This window comes from Chitinophaga sp. SYP-B3965 (genome assembly GCF_009647655.1).
Lineage (GTDB): Bacteria > Bacteroidota > Bacteroidia > Chitinophagales > Chitinophagaceae > Chitinophaga.
In genome coordinates, this window is sequence record NZ_WJFD01000001.1 from 2657566 (window position 1) to 2673638 (window position 16073).

Below are 16073 nucleotides of genomic sequence, written 5' to 3' on the forward strand. Positions count from 1 at the left end.
GCCGGGCTAAATTGAAATTTCATTGATGATATGGCAAAGCCTATTAAAGCTCTCAGTAAGATCACGGTAAGGTTGCGCCTCAATGGTAAACACCATCTGATGCAATTCTTTATACTGCTCCAGCCTTGCGGCTGGAATGATGCAGTACAAAGCTGAGAGGATAACAACATCATCCCGCCGCGCCCACTCATGAGCCCACCACTTCCATACTAAGGGATGATTTAACAGGTTATTGATTTTCGCCCGCTGTGTGGCGGATTGTTCCTGTATCCATTGTTTGCCTAAATAGCTCCGGTAGCTCTCCAGCTCCTCCGGGGCAAGCCCGGTAAGCCAGAGGATTTGCAAATCATTATAGGCGTGTTGTGCGCGAATTACGGCAATGTGAGAGAGTGGCCTCATGCTGCGGGTTTTATAAATTTTATGATTTCAGTACGTAGGCTCCGTTGATTGCATCGGGAGGCATCCAAAATGGCGGCGGCTTGATCCTTTTTTAAATTTGGGAGTTGAGCTTTCAACACTGCAACGGCTTGCATGCGGTCAAACAAGGCAACCTCCGCCTCATCCATATCAGCGGTGAGAGATTGGTATGTATCTCCATATCTATCAAAAATCTCCTCATATCCAACTTTCTTGTTTACAATCTGCTTATCAATTTTCGCCTTTAATCCGTTGGCTCCCATCATATAGTTAGCGCAGTAATACTCTGTAGCATTCCAGAGGCTTTTTAACTCAAGAAAAGCATCATACTTTAGGTCCCCCGCCTCATCCAGTATTATCATAGGTTTATCCAGGGTGAGAATGTTTTCCACCATGTTCCGGAAAACGTCTTTTAGTTTGCCGGTGTGTGTAAAACCAAACTTGCGGGCAATCATGCGTATTAACTCGCTTTTGGTTTTGCATTGTGAGCAATCTATATAGGCAACATTTGCCCGCTGCAATGCGTAGTGCCGGGCGGAGAAAGATTTACCTATTCCCTTTTTGTCGCAAAATATGCCGCTGATAGAGGTATCCTGGCAATATTCGAGCTGTACGGAGATATGCACGAAAGTGCTGGTAACAGCAGGAACCCATTTTAAACCGTTTTTGTCAATATTTAGCTCCATTCCTATACGCTTCCATTCGCTCTCACTGAGTACCCGTTCAATATCATTGCGCATAAGCCGGGAGTATACAGAGGGATTAATGTCCAAACTGATTGCATGCCGTGCCTGGGTATAACTGGCATCGTCTTTTATCTTCCTTTTGTAGTCGGTAATTATCTCCTGGTGGACTAACTGTTTGTGAGCTTGAGAAATTGGCATAACGGAAGTTTTAAGCGTTTAAATTGATTTTTTGTATATAGGGTATTTTATAACTTTTATTTAGCTTGAATTTGTCTACAATCCAGCAATGGCGCGCCTTTTGATGGCCTCAATATCCAACGGAGGTGCATCCCATGCATCATAATTTTGCACATACCCCCCTGCCTTCGTCTCTGAATTTTGAATTTTCTCACCTGTGTTGTCTGTGGTGGAGTGCTCCTGGTTGAGCATGTACCCCCCTGGGTTGGATAGGGAATTTTGTATAACAACCGGTAGCTCTGGTAACTGGTTTTGTGCGGGTATCTCCAGCGTAACTCCTAATTTATTAAGGTTGTCCAGTCGGTCCCTTACAATCTGATCAAAGGCATTGATATATGCCTTTTGCTTGCCCATGATCTTCCTATCCTCATCCGTCTGCTCTGCTTTTGCCTCCTGGAAGCGGTCCGCCTGTGGTGCTTCACAAACAAAAGTGTTACCCTGATAAATGTATACGGATGGTATCTCGTTCTTTTTATCCGGAAGCCAGTAAGCCGTTACCCTCTGCCCCTGGAGCTCCGCCAGTTTAGCCATATCAGGGAGCCGGTAAATGTTGGATTGTACCTCAATAAATGCACGTTTTACGCTGGTATTGGTTTTTTTACCCAGATATGGAATTACCTGAGCGATATTCGGGAGCATGAGGTTAGGGTTTTGCACCTGGGAGAGAACCTGCCAACGGGTGAGGCCGGGATATTTATCTTGCTCAGGATGTAACTGGTTATTCCAGGCAGCCGCATCCTCCTGCTCAAAACTGCATATTTCCTCAAAAGTGAAGGTTACCTCTTTTCTATCTTCATTACGGCGGTTAGCCTCCAGCCGTGCAAATGGGCGAGCCTGGAATCCTTCCCGGTGCTTATGAAATTGATGTTTTAGTTGGTTAATAAATCCCTCAGCCCTTTTCTCCTGTGGGTTACGTGGAGCGCAAAAACGAATGAAGGGAAAAACCGCTCCGGCTGTGAGCACGTCATTTACAAAATTTCCCTTTTCATCTTCGCCCCCCTTTAAACCTGTCATTAATGCCCGCTCAACCTCAACCTCGTAAGGCATAGCCCATTGATTAGTTACAATAACCCCCATCATTTCAGCAAGTAAACGGCGGATCAGTTTAACATCCGGGCGGGCCTTCCTATGAAGTACAACAGCGATAAGAGCGCCGCTGGCAACGTCAAAAACTTTATAGGTGGCGGGGCGCACTCCGTTGTGCATCTTAAATGGACTACTAGTATCATCCATTGTAATTTTACTCAAAGCAAAGAAGGGAGACTCCCGGAGCATGTGCGGACGGTGTGTATTGTTATACTCCAGATTACTCAGGCGGTATTTATCAACAATGGCACGGTTTAATGGCTTATTGATATAGTATTTTACAGTACGATAATTGACAATAAAGTTTTTCCCTGATACTTGATAAGTCGCGGGTGTAAATTGCTCCCCTGTTTCCAGGTCAACCACTTGCAACGCTCCGCTCATGAAAGCCTGATAATCGTTACAGACCTCAGAGATATATGGCTTGTGCGGCCTACAGTATAAGGAGAGGAGGAGCCGCTCAATGGTAGCATCAACCTTTCGGGCGTTTTGCTGAGTAAATCTACCTATCTCGATAAGTCCAGCGTAACCCTGTCTTTGATAGGCGTAATATTTCTCCAGGAGCCGCCGTTTAGAGTGCGGAAGATCATTTTTTATCTTGTCCGTTGTATAGAGCGCAATTACAGTATTCCAAAACTCCTCTATACTTATACGGAGATTTTCTTTAATGGTCCGTTTATCAGATAGGGCGAGAATAATTAAGTTTAGCCATTCCGCTTGCCGGGTATACTTACCCTGGTGCTCAAATGGAATATTCCTACCGTCCGGGAGTAATTTAGTAGCATAAAACTCCCTCGCTTTAATATCAGTTCTTAACAACCTTAAAAGAGGAGCAGTAGCGGCATATTTATAAACGTCTCCATATTGAGAAATTACGATCCGTTTATATCTTTCCGGTAGGGTTTCAAACTCAATGAGTATATCATCACCTTTGCCCTGTCCGTGTACTAATATGTTACCCCGCCTCCTTAAACTGTTATAGGTATTTTCCGGAACAATTATCGGCACAAACTCACGCTTTTCCAGGCATATAATAGCTGTATTATCCAGGAATTTCATGGGATAGAGTTTTATAGGTTGACTAATTTTTTAATTTCTTGTATGAGGAGGCTTTCTTTATCAGCTATCAACGTAGCACTTACCCATATACGCTCACCTAGAATAGTATCACCGTTACGCTTTCCATTAAGCACGTACCTCACCATGCTCACGGAGCAGCCGGATACTGTGGCAACTTTCTCCAGGAAATTCATATGATGAGCATCTTTGTGCTCTACAATTTTTTGACGTTTCGTTTGTAAATCCTGTATTTTCGTTGTCATAGTGTAATAATCCATGACAAATATAGAGAAATCTCTCTAACTTTAGAGAAATTTCTATAGAGAATTTTCTATTTAGATGATACCCGATACTAATAGACCAATAGAACGACTCATGCAATTCCTTGATTATCTTGGAGTTAAGGAGGGGGCGTTTGAGAAAAAATTAAATTTCTCAAACGCTTACTTTTCAAAAACGAGAGAAGGGAGAGGAAATATAGCTCAGAAAGAACTAGAGAAAATTCATCAGTTTTACCCGGAATTAAGTATTATTTGGCTGATTTTTGGAGAAGGCGAAATGATATTACCCGGTGCAAACAAGCTGGAAAATATTGCTCAAAAAGCCCATAAGAAGAATATACCCCAGGTTGTAAATGGCGGTATTGCACAGGTAAATGCACAAAAAGGCGCACAGGATTTAACAGGTATAGAGGAAAATTGCCCGGTATGTGCAGAGAAGGAGAAAGCGGTTGAGATATTGGAACGGTTGATAAAAACAAAGGATCAAACCATTGCCGATAAAGAGCAGATAATTGCTGAAAAGGATAAGAATATAAAGTTACTTGAGCATATACTAAACCCCGAAAAAGCCGCTACAGACGAGAACACTACAAGTAAAGTACGCAAGAAGGTAGGGTAATAAAATTCCATCCTCTGAATACAACCAAACAGCCACATGACAGCCTCCCGCATAGGATAGGTAGAATAATAGAGTTGCCGGTTTTTCAGGTAATAAACATAGTCATTTGGGTTGCCCAAATGGTAGTAAATTGTGATAACTATGACATTTAGATTGTTTTTTATCATGTTGAGGTTATTGGGGTTAACTCAGTGCTGGCGTGGCTTTCAAACAATATATTGTTAATTTTTAATTGTGACGGCTGGATATGCCCCCCTTATTTACTAAATGTAACTGTAATCCCATAGAAAAAAAATACTCGAATAAGTAAAAAAAGGGCGGTAATTAATTACCGCCCTTACTCAAAAATATTATTCAATATCCCAATCAAACACCTTCAGTTCCGAAGTCGTTTTCGACTGCGCTGCCAGCGCATTCAACTCCTTCACTTTCTCCGGCTGCTGACTGGCAATGTTATGCTGCTCACCAATGTCCTTAGCAAGATTATACAATTCCACCACGAAAGGTTCCCCTTTCTTTTTAAGCCGCACTAATTTCCAATCCCCCTGCACTACTGCTTCTTTATACTGCTTTTCATTGAACTGCCAGTACAGGTGTTCATGCTGCGCTTGCTTTTTCCCATTGAGGGCATTGGTAAATGAGATGCCGTTAATCCCTGAAGGAGAAGGTGTATTGGTAAGATTACACAAAGTGGGTAATACATCCCAGAAAGCCCAGATATCATTACGCGTTGCATTAGCAGGAACCTTTCCTGGTGCTCTTACCAGCAAAGGCACACGGATACCGCCTTCATACAGATCTCTTTTAATACCACGCAAAGGCCCATTGCTGTTAAAGAATTCAGGATCTGCCCCACCTTCCTGATGCGGACCATTATCACTGGTAAAAAAGATGTACGTATTATCATCCAGTCCTAAGGATTTCACAAGTGCCAGCACACGTGCCACATCATCATCCAGTTTGGAGATCATGGCAGCAAAAGCAGCATGCGGTTGTGGTTGGGGATGATAACTTGCCACGGCTCCGGAAACAAAAGGTTTTTCCGGCCCCAGTTTACTACTGCCATCTGCATTTTGAAAACGTTGCATGAAAGCAGGCGGTGCATGTAATTCAGCATGCGGAATAGTAAGCGGGAGATACAGGAAGAAAGGTTTACTCTTATTGTCCTGTATGAACGTCAGTGCTTTTTGGATGATCAGTTCATCAGAATACTGTGTGGAGTCTAATTCCACGCGTACCGTTTTTCCATTTTGTATTTCAAAGAGGCGGTTCGTGTAATAATGATGCGCATGCGTTTGGTTCAGGTAACCATAGAATGCATCAAAGCCATGCAGCTCCGGAGCGCCAGTGGTATTCTCTTCTCCCAGTCCCCATTTGCCGAACATACCGGTAGCATATCCGTTATTATGCAAACGGGTGGCCAGTGTGGTATCCTGCAACCGTATCGGCTCACGACTGTTTCCACGGATATAAGCATGGCCCATATCCTTGCCTGTCATTAATGCACAACGGCTGGGTGCACAAACTGTACTGCCGGAATAGAACCGCGTAAATTTTGTGCCCTCTTTTGCCAGCCTGTCTATATTAGGCGTAGGCACTTTATGGGTTGGATTGTAACTCGTTAGATTGCCATATCCCAGATCATCTGCAATGATGAAGATGATATTGGGTGGCTTTTGCTGCTGAGCCATTGCGCTGGAAGCAGACAGGAGCAAAAGTAGCCCTGCAAGTTGTTTGATCATCATGATGTTAGTTTATTATTTACCATACTGTGGATTCTGTTCGAGCTTAGGGTTCTCCTGTATTGCTACGGAAGGAACGGGCCAGCGGTAATCGCGTTGTGCATTAAACCTGCGCGTATCTATCCGCTGCGTTTTATAATTGTAAATATCGGTATTCATTTCCTTTTCTGCCGTTCTCCAGCGACGGATATCAAAGTAGTACAATCCTTCTCCCGCCAGCTCTATTCTCCTTTCATGCCGGATCTCTGCACGCAGGGCATCTTTCCCCAAACCAGCCGTAATATCAGGCATGCCGGCCCGGAAGCGGATCTTGTGTAAAGCATCATCTATCAATGGCCCGGGACCAAAAGCTTCATTCTGTGCTTCGGCAAACATCAGTAATACATCCGCATACCGCAACACAATATAATTCAGTTCGGACTGTCCGGCTGCCAGCGTTATCGCCGGTTTGATATCATCTTTATAGATCGTGTATTTTTTCTGACCATAACCCGTACGGGGATATTGCCCTTCTTTAACCACCGCTCCTTTGTAATTACTGCCTATCACTGTATAAGTGGCAGTGAGCCGGGGATCGCGGTTTTCGTATGGTTTGGCCGGATTGTACAAGGGAGACTGGCTAATAGGCAAACCATCCTTTGCATAGTAATCATCCACCACATTCGGCAACGGCGCCACCGTATTAAATTCATCCAAAGCTATATCCATGCCGTGTGTAAATTCAGGGAACTTAAACTGTGCATCAAAGATCACTTCCTGGTTGCCTTCATTTTCGAGGTAAAATAATGCACGATAATCCGGATACAGCGTATAAGTTTTTGCATCGATCACCGCTTTAGCTGCATTGGCAGCGGCCTCCCACTCCCCTGCATATAATAGTACCTTTGCTTTAAAAGCCAGTGCCGCTCCTTTGGTAGCCCTGCCTTTATCTGTTCCGGTGAAAGAAAGAGGAAGATCTGCAGCAGCTTCATCCAGGTCTTTAATGATCTGTGCCTTTATACTATTTGTATCATTGCGGGGAAGTGATGCCTGTTTTGCATAATCAGGTTCCTCCAATATCAGGGGTGCACCCTGGTAAAGGTTCCAGAGCGGGAAATAGAAAACCGCCCGCAGGAATTTCGCTTCCGCTTTAAATCTTCTTTTCAATGTACTGTCCATAGATACTCCATCTATGCGTGCTAACAATGTATTAGCACGACCAATGCCCAGATAAGCATTCCGCCAGGTATTGTTCACTACAGCAGTGTTAGCAGCATCATGCACACCCTGCGCAAGGTTATTAAAACCATTGTTGTTATTATAGTTATAAGCATTGGGAGAAGCCGTTTCATACATTACCGATACATTGTTACCGTAGATGCCGTCTTCCAGCAAAACTGCATAAGTAGCATTCAGTGCAGCTTCTGCATGTTCCCTGTTTTTCCAGTAAGTATCATTGGTAAAGCGGTCCGTTGGTTCCACATCCAGGAAAGCATCCCCACAGGCACTTGCCAGTAGAGCGATGAAGGAGAATATAATGAGTTGTTTTTTCATGACAGCAATGTTGATCAGAGTGTAAGATTTATGCCAGCAGTGGCTGTTTTAGAGATCGGGTAATCAATAACATTCCCCTTTGTAAGATTACGTTCCGGATCACCCAGTTTGAAATCAGTGAAAGTGATCCAGTTCTGCGCGTTCACAAAAACCTTCAGTTGTTGAATACCAGCCACCTTTAACCACCTTGCCGGCAGATCATAACTGAGTTGAATATTCTTCAGCCGCAGATAAGAAGCATCCTGTATCCAGAAACTGGATGTCTGGAAATTCTGAGGATAACCATTAGAGGTGGTCAGCCTTGGCAACCGGGCATTAGGATTTTCTGGTGTCCAGGAATCCGTTAGCCATTCAGGTGTAACGCCTGCGCCATTTTTGTAAGGTTGTGCAAGGTTCCCTGTCAGGTAAGTAGCCGTGTTCTTCACACCCTGGAAGAAACCTGAAAGCTCAATGCCTTTGTAATTTAATCCCAGTGTAAAACTGTAGGTATAATCAGGAATGCTGTTTCCAATGATCACACGATCGTTATTATCGATCACCTTGTTATTATCCGCATCCAGGTACTTAATGTCTCCCGGTTTCGTAACGGCGTTTTGCTTTGGAGCGTTTTGGATCTCAGCGTCTGATTGGAAAATACCAATCGCCTGAAGCCCATAAAAAGCATCAATGGCTGCACCTTCACGGATAATGGTATTACCATCAATGTACACAGCACCAGCCAGATCCGTCACTTTGTTTTTAAGATAAGCAACGTTGGCGCCAAGGTTATAGCCCAACTCCCCTATCTTATTCCGGTATGCTGCTGTGATCTCAAAACCTTTATTGCTCACAGACCCAATGTTACGATAAGGACCGGCAAGCCTGCCTACCTGCGCCGGAACATTTATCTGGCGGAGGATGTCATCCGTTACTTTGTTGAATACATCTACTTCCAGCGTGAGTGTATTTTTGAATAAGCCAATGTCCAATCCTGCATTGGTAATAGTAGTGGTTTCCCATGATACAGAAGGATCAGCCACTTGTGATACAGCAGCACCACTCACAATAGTACCGGAAAAACTATAGTTCCTGCCAATGCTTACCGCATCTACGTAACTGAACAGCGGAATGTTTTGATTACCCAGTCGCCCCCAAGATGCACGTAATTTCAGGTTAGAAATGGTATTATTATTTTTCAGGAAATCCTCCTCGCTGATCCGCCATCCTGCTGAAAGGGAAGGAAAGAAACCCCAACGTTTCCCCGCCGCAAAACGCGAAGATCCATCATACCTGAAACTGGCCTCTGCGAGGTATTTCCCGTTATAATCATAATTCACCCTGCCGAAATAAGAAACCAGTCTTGATTGTGATGATTTACCATTCACCGCCGGCGTATTACTGCCACCATTTAACTCCGTGATCTCATTGCCAAGATAACCCTGGTTGGAAGCCGTAAAATCCGCATCATTAAAACGTTCCACACTAAAACCAGCCAGCGCCCCTAAGTGATGTTTGCCCAGTTGTTTATCATAGCTGAGTGTATGAAAGTTGGTGAGATTAATACCGTCCCTGCTTGTTTGTGTAATACCCCGTGCAGGTATGTTACCCATGGGAGCAATAGCACCCGTTTTGGGATTGGTGAGATTGATCAGCGGATTCACAAACTTCTCACGGCCATATTGCAGATTTGCAGCCACCGTAGTTTTATACCGGATACCAAATGGCAATTGATATTCCAGGAAGAGACTGGCCAATGCACGGAATGTAGCGTTCTGATGAAAACCCTCCTTGGCAAGTGCCAATGGATTACGGAAGAAATTATGTCCTGGAACACGCACCCACTGATCAGCATAAGTACCATCTTTTGCATAGGCCGTTTGCATGGGCAAACCGCGATAGATCAACCCCATCAGCCCTCCTTCCCCATTACTCTCATCAGAGGTATAAGCACTTTCCTCGCTATCCCAGTAAGTACCCAGCAGGTTAGCGCCGATCTTTAATTTGGGGTTGATGTCCGATATAACATTGGAACTGATACTATATTTTTTGGCCCCGGAATTGATCATAATACCCTCCTGATCAAGATAACCAAGAGAAACAGAGAAAGTTGTTTTTTCATTGCCACCAGAGAAACGCAGGTTATGTTCCTGGATCTTTGCATTGCGGAACATGATGCCGAACCAATCCGTATTCGGATAAATATAGGGGTCAGTACCTGCTTTATATTCATCGATCAGAGACTGTACATACTCTGCCGGTTTTCCTTCATTCGCCAAAGCACGGTTCTTTCCTTCCATATACTCCACTGCATTCGTCACCAGTGAAGGCAATTGCACTGCTTCCTGCACACCCGTATAGCCGTTATAATCCAGCCGGAATTTACCCGCCTTACCTGATTTTGTTTTCACTAATACAACACCATTGGCTGCACGGTTACCATAGATGGCAGCAGAAGCGGCATCTTTCAGCACAGTGATGCTTTCAATATCGGAAGGGTTCACATCGCTCAGCGGAAATTCAATACCATCTACCAGCACCAGCGGGTTATTGTTGTTAAGTGTTCCTACCCCGCGGATCCTGATATTGGCACCATCTGCTCCAGGCCTGCCTTTCGTTTGATTCACATAAACACCCGGCAAACCCTGCAAAGCCTGTGAGGCATTGGTAATAGGCCGGTTGGCCAATGCTTTCTGATCAAGAGAGGCTACAGATCCTGTAAGACTGGTACGCTTTTGTTGCCCATACCCTACTACCACTACTTCTCCCAATTCCCCCGTGCTGGTTTGCAGTGTAACATGAATAGCCGAACCATCTTTAACGGCTACTTCCTGCGAAACATAACCTGTATAAGTAAATACCAGCGTAGCAGGCCCATCCGGCAAAATGATACTGAATGTTCCATCAGGGCCACTGAGCGTGCCCCTTCCGGTTCCTTTAATACGGATACTCACACCCGGCAGCTTTTCTCCATCAGTACCGGAAACCGTACCGTTGATCTTTTTTTGCTGATAAATTGTAATAGGAATATTGCCTTTCCCGTAAACAGTACTTTCTGCAAATGCAATATTCTGCAGCACAGTAAAGCATGCAGCCGCCAGGCAACATTTTTTTAATGTTGGATACATGATGACATGGAAATTTAGTTCGCCAGCCCGTTTGATCACTCCGGGCCTACGTTATGTGAAGGATTTAATGTTGGTTATTTACTAGTCTACTAATTTGATAGGATAAAAGTAATAGGAATATTTGAATTATGCTAGCGGGGGTTAAAAAAAATATATTACGACATAATATCCAGCAGCACCTGGAAGATGCTCAGCGGGTATTCCGCTACCCTGTTCATCAGGTAGAGATACCATTCCTGCCCATATACAACGTAGATCCGGCAACGATGCCCTTCGTCCTTTAATGCAGCCAACCGGTCATTTTCAATACCGAGTAAACTTTCAAATTCATACTTTTCTTTATCAGGCCGGATAGTAAGCAGCATTTCCTTTACGCCTTCATGGATTGCGCCATCATGTGTGGCAATAGAACAGGCATGATTAGAGGATAACAACCCATGCACATAATCCAGGTACACTTTATTCAACTGCTGCCCTCTCTTGTGCGCATCATGTTCCGGCACATCATAAGCTCCTTTCACCAGCCGGATCTTATTCGGTAGTTTTTGTAATTCCTGCAGGTCGTTTTTAGTTCTGTGCAGATAAGCCTGCACTGTGATGCATAAATGCGGATACTTTGCACTGAGGGATTTGTAGATCTCATGAATGCTATCCGTTCTGTCAATCCCTTCCGCACTGATCACCACTTCCCCGGCAGCTTCACAGATCCTGGACAGGTTATGTGTGGCCAGTTCTTTATCCACGATCAAACCAATATGGGAAAGGTCTAGCGAAATAGAACTATTCAGCCCCTGTTCTTTAATGCCCGCACATAAACGCAGGAATTCCTCTGTAGCCTCGTTGGCTTCTGCCTCCTTTCTGATACTTTCTCCCATAAAATCTGTTGCACAGGCAAATCCGCGGGCATTTAACCCTTTAACGGCAGGAAGCAGCTCCTGCAGGTTATCACCCCCAAGGTATCGCTTAGCTCCTTTTTTAAATAAGGCGTTCAATTCCTTATTGGCAAGCAGGTATGCTTTCGCATCCTCATTTAAAGCCGCTTTGCGTAATGCAACGGCTACCTGGTCAAGTAGATTGGCATCGTAGTGCATATTATTCCATTAAGCTTCTGAAATAAGATTCTGTTTCTTTATTTACGAAATATACAAAACACCCTTTCATCGCTCTTGTTAAAAGGGTGCGGTAAATATTCTTCACGTACATCTCAAAATTCTCCGGCTTTATAGTAAGCATGTAATCCCTGTTGGCATTGATGTTGGCTTTGAGCTTACCTGCAGCCGTATCATAATAAAGATCATCTCCAATTATCACGCCGATGTAATCAAATTCAAATCCCTGTGACGTATAAATGCAACCCACCTGTTTAAATCCTTCCGGAAGATAAGCCCACTCCCACCACTGCACATATCCCGCAGGCGGCGTTTCTATTTTATCTGATGTTTCCCATGGCATAGCAAAATCGCCGATCCTGACATCCTTTATCAACGCACCATTTTCATCCAGCTGTTTACTCCAGGGCCAGCAAAACCCCGCTGTGAGCCTGGCGGAATTGGGGTTTTTATTTTCTTTCTTCTGCAATTCATCGTAAATGACCTGTGGAGAAGAAAGTATCTGAAAATCAAAGACCTCGTTCTTTTTTAATTCCCTTTTTTCGTCTGTATATCCCAACGCTGCCTCCAGCCACAATATATAATCATTGGACCCCATACACCTGAATTGCGTCTCCAGCGTGATCTCACTGATCGTACAATTATACTTCCGCGCCGCCTCCCGGATCAATTCGGAATGCCCGATCTCCTGCGAACGCACATTCTGCCTGTCATCTATAAAAAAGACTGCTGTTTTTGCACACCTCACCAATTGATCTATCTGCGGCATATCTGTTTTGTCCGCTTCTTTCGTCATCTGATGATTACTGCTGTTTTCTATCCGGTGTGCTTCATCCACCAGGAGCAGGTCCAATTCATTCTCCTTCGTTTTTGATGGTATGAACCGGTAAAGATTGGAGAAGAAAGGTCTCGCCTTATCCCCTGTCAGGTATCTCAAACCATTGATGAACGATTTAGATTTACAGGCATAATAAACTTTATACCGCACCCTCCCTGCTTTTCTGCGTGCAGCCATTTCTGCCAGTACATTAATGGCAATAGCAGATTTCCCCGTTCCAGGCCCGCCGTGTACAATGATAACAGACTTTGTTTTCGTTCTTTCAGCCTTTCGGACTTTAGACCAGATCGTGTTTTTCGCTACCAGCTGTTCATTCAACAGCGCCAGAAGTTTTTCGTCCGCAATAATGTTATTTGCATTTTCCAGTAATTTCTTCGAAGCCACCACCTCGGCCCCCATAAAGCCGTAATGAACAGCTTTTCCCTCTCCTGCTGATAACAATGTTTTTAGTTTCTCCGCAAGCGCCATGGTATCCTCATCTGCGTAGATAAGGAATTCATCAAACAGTTTTTTATATATTGGATCAAACAATCCGCTGTCCTCTGCCTTTATATAATTGTGACAGTATACAAAACTATGCAGATGTATGGCAGGGGTATTTCCTCCAAATGCAGTAATAAATTCCTTTAAATTATTATGATACCCTTTCACCTGCTGGGAAGGATGAGAAACAAGCCGCTCCCTACCACCTGTATAGGTCATCACAAAATTCCCTTCATCTTCTGTGGCCCTGGCAGCGCTCCACTGTTTTAACTCCAGCAGCACCACATTACTTTCCCCATTTTCTCCTTTACCAAATAACAAACAATCTATCCTCGTTCGATTATAGGGCAAGGTATATTCCAGGGCGACATAACAGTCCTTCAATCCGGCCAGCTCTATCAGGTCCCTCACTTTAGAGAGGGAATTATTCCATGAGTTCACTTCAGGCTGACCGGGCTTCCCCTCGCTGTTGCCTTTCAGTATCCGGGCAATCTTATTCTCCCTTACATCCTTGATGAAATCATCCGCGTTCTCGTTATAAATGGGCATCTACTAATATATCGAAATTTCCATTGAGAGCATAACGCATTGAAAATCAAACAAGACTTCGGCCACAAAAAAAGATTTATACATTTCGATATATCTATTTATATTTGCAGTGTATTAAGGAGGAAGTATGGACAGTAAAAAATTTGAAAAGATCTCTAAAGCCTTGAGCGACTCAAGCAGGATTGCTATTCTCGAGAAGTTCAAGAAGAAGAAAGACGACTGTTTATACTGCACCGAAGTACATGATTTCCTGGATCTGGCCCAACCCTCCATTTCCCATCATCTGAAACAATTGGTGGACGCAGACCTTCTCATCCCGGAAAAAGAAGGCCGTAACCTGAAGTATCTATTAAACCAGTCCGTCCTGGATGATTACATCAAATTTCTTAGCGCACTGAAAAGCTAATATAGACCTCTAAGAACAGACCCGATTAATTAACTAACGATAGAAATATCGAAACATTTGAATGTTTGAATTTATGAAGAAGTCGATCTATATACTGGCCCTTGGCGCCTTTGGGATCATCACCACAGAATTTGGTGTGATTGGCATCATGCCCACCATCGCAAAAGAATTTAACGTTTCTATTGATACGGCTGGATGGCTGTTAAGTGGATTTGCATTGACGATTGCTTTAACAGGCCCCTTCTCCGTCATGCTTACATCAAAGATCAACCGTAAGCTGATGATGTGTCTTGTACTGGCTATTTTCGTGCTGTCCAATATCATGTCTGCACTCGCACCTAACTTTACCGTGTTGATGATTGCGCGGATACTTCCCGCATTTTTACATCCTGTTTTTTGGGCAGTAGCCACCGTAGCAGCATCTAAACAAGTGGAGCCCAAAGATGCGCCCAAAGCCGTGTCTGTTGTATTAGGCGGATTGAGTGTTGCTGCTGTATTAGGAGTTCCTATCACTACGTACGTAGCAGAATTGTATAACTGGCAGGCATCCTTCATCCTCTCCGGCCTCATCAATTTGATTGCGCTTGCGGGACTGATGGCATTCATTCCTTCCATGCCCGTAAAGGAAAATGTAACACCGGAAAATCAATTGAAGATATTACGCAAACCACAGCTCTGGGTAAACCTTGGCGCCACATTGATCATGATCGCCGGTATGTTTGCCACCTTTGGTTACCTCGCGGAGTTTTTAGGAAAGATCTCTCACATGAGTGGCGCGCATATCAGCCTGATGCTGTTACTATTCGGTACAACCGGTATCGTAGGCAACTGGCTCACAGGGATTGCACTCAGTAAAAATGTACTACTCACCACCAGGGTGTTCCTGCTTTCACTTGTATTAGTCCATATGATGGCCTATACATTTGGCGGATTGTTTGTACCGATGGCTATTATCATATCCATCTGGGGATTCATTCATACCGGGGGATTTTTAATTGGGCAAACGCGCTCCACATCCGAAGCGCCTGAAGCCCCCGAACTCGCAGCCAGCCTGATGGTTTCCTTTGGGAATGCAGGTGTAACGCTGGGTTCATTACTGGGTGGTTTTATTATAATAAACTACGGTATTCAACAGGTGATCTGGATCAGTATCGTCCTGTTTGCTGTAGCCTTTGGATTAACTTTTGTACATGTGAAGAAAACGCAGGAAGCAGAAGAGGTTGCAGAAGAAGAAGTGGCGTTGGAAAGAGAACCTGTTTTTGAACTTGCAGAGGACTAGGTGAATGATGTTCCGTGAAGGCCTGCAAAGGTTTTCACGGAACTATCATTAGTTTAATTCTTAACAGGCCATTTGGAATAATACCCCACCGCTTTATACTCCCCTTTCACCTTCCCGAACACAAACCCAAAATAACTTTCCGCATTTGTATTTTTCTCAGGGAACTGCGTATACACTTCAAACAGCTTACTATCTTTATCTGCCATCTGCCGCAGCTGCTGATAATATGCTTCCTGGTTATTCGTATCCACCTCCGCTATATTATCATCCCCCGCTTTGGGTAATAACCTCCTCACATCTGCATTGAAAATATGATTATAGCCCGAATGAAAATCCCTCGCACTCAATTCTCCCCCTTTCACATCATCCTTAGATGTTGGCAAAGGAAAATTCACCTTACTTTTCACTTGCTCTTCGTCATTCTGCTCTACAGCTGTTTTAAAACTGCCGAAAGCCGTCTTGAACAACTGCTCATCTGTACTTACAGACGTTTTAGCTCCGCTGCCAGGCATCTGGGCCAATGTATCTTCTGTTGCAGGAATAGAAGTAGAAGAAGCTTGTTTTGAGTTATTGTTGTTACAGGCAAGAACGCCGAGGCATAAACAACTAAACAGGAATTTACGTGGATAGATCATAAAACAAAGG

12 protein-coding genes are annotated in these 16073 nt (G+C 44.0%); 3 read left to right on the top strand and 9 right to left on the bottom strand.

Features of this window, described 5'->3' with window-relative positions; all coding sequences use genetic code 11:
* Positions 1 to 6: 6 nt before the first annotated feature.
* From GFS24_RS10350 to GFS24_RS10360, 3 genes are all read right to left on the bottom strand, one after another.
* Complete coding sequence (locus GFS24_RS10350) at positions 7 to 399, bottom strand: hypothetical protein (protein WP_153659487.1); 393 nt, start codon at positions 397 to 399, stop codon at positions 7 to 9.
* Entirely contained in the window at positions 396 to 1301 is a 906-nt protein-coding gene (locus GFS24_RS10355) for an ATP-binding protein (RefSeq protein WP_153659488.1), read from the bottom strand. The genes GFS24_RS10350 and GFS24_RS10355 overlap by 4 nt, the downstream gene beginning before the upstream one ends.
* 75 nt (positions 1302 to 1376) lie before the next feature.
* A complete protein-coding gene (locus tag GFS24_RS10360) occupies positions 1377 to 3485 on the bottom strand; it encodes a hypothetical protein (RefSeq protein WP_153659489.1) in 2109 nt (702 codons plus the stop codon).
* Between the two features lie 375 nt (positions 3486 to 3860).
* Between GFS24_RS10360 and GFS24_RS10365 the strand changes: the two genes are divergently transcribed.
* Positions 3861 to 4385, top strand: a complete 525-nt coding sequence (locus tag GFS24_RS10365; RefSeq protein ID WP_153659490.1) for a hypothetical protein — start codon at positions 3861 to 3863, stop codon at positions 4383 to 4385.
* Positions 4386 to 4735: 350 nt separating this feature from the next.
* Here the strand turns inward: GFS24_RS10365 and GFS24_RS10370 are convergent, their stop codons facing one another.
* From GFS24_RS10370 to GFS24_RS10390, 5 genes are all read right to left on the bottom strand, one after another.
* Complete coding sequence (locus GFS24_RS10370; protein ID WP_253906427.1) at positions 4736 to 6130, bottom strand: arylsulfatase; 1395 nt, start codon at positions 6128 to 6130, stop codon at positions 4736 to 4738.
* Positions 6131 to 6142: 12 nt separating this feature from the next.
* Complete coding sequence (locus GFS24_RS10375) at positions 6143 to 7660, bottom strand: RagB/SusD family nutrient uptake outer membrane protein (RefSeq protein WP_153659491.1); 1518 nt, start codon at positions 7658 to 7660, stop codon at positions 6143 to 6145.
* A 14-nt stretch (positions 7661 to 7674) separates the two neighbouring features.
* Entirely contained in the window at positions 7675 to 10764 is a 3090-nt protein-coding gene (locus GFS24_RS10380) for a TonB-dependent receptor (protein WP_153659492.1), read from the bottom strand.
* A 155-nt stretch (positions 10765 to 10919) separates the two neighbouring features.
* Positions 10920 to 11855 carry a proline dehydrogenase family protein gene (locus GFS24_RS10385; RefSeq protein WP_153659493.1) on the bottom strand — a complete coding sequence of 312 codons (936 nt, stop codon included), beginning with the start codon at positions 11853 to 11855 and terminating at the stop codon, positions 10920 to 10922.
* Position 11856: 1 nt separating this feature from the next.
* On the bottom strand, positions 11857 to 13743 hold the full coding sequence (locus GFS24_RS10390) for a DUF2075 domain-containing protein (RefSeq protein ID WP_153659494.1): 1887 nt from the start codon (positions 13741 to 13743) through the stop codon (positions 11857 to 11859).
* A 127-nt stretch (positions 13744 to 13870) separates the two neighbouring features.
* Between GFS24_RS10390 and GFS24_RS10395 the strand changes: the two genes are divergently transcribed.
* Together GFS24_RS10395 and GFS24_RS10400 are read left to right on the top strand one after the other, a co-directional pair.
* A complete protein-coding gene (locus GFS24_RS10395) occupies positions 13871 to 14149 on the top strand; it encodes a helix-turn-helix domain-containing protein (RefSeq protein WP_153659495.1) in 279 nt (92 codons plus the stop codon).
* A gap of 73 nt (positions 14150 to 14222) precedes the next feature.
* Entirely contained in the window at positions 14223 to 15428 is a 1206-nt protein-coding gene (locus GFS24_RS10400; RefSeq protein WP_153659496.1) for an MFS transporter, read from the top strand.
* A gap of 53 nt (positions 15429 to 15481) precedes the next feature.
* On the opposite strand, the gene GFS24_RS10405 is transcribed toward GFS24_RS10400, so the two are convergent.
* Positions 15482 to 16063 (bottom strand): hypothetical protein, encoded by a 582-nt coding sequence (locus tag GFS24_RS10405; protein ID WP_153659497.1) that lies wholly within the window; start codon positions 16061 to 16063, stop codon positions 15482 to 15484.
* Between the last annotated feature and the right edge of the window lie 10 nt (positions 16064 to 16073).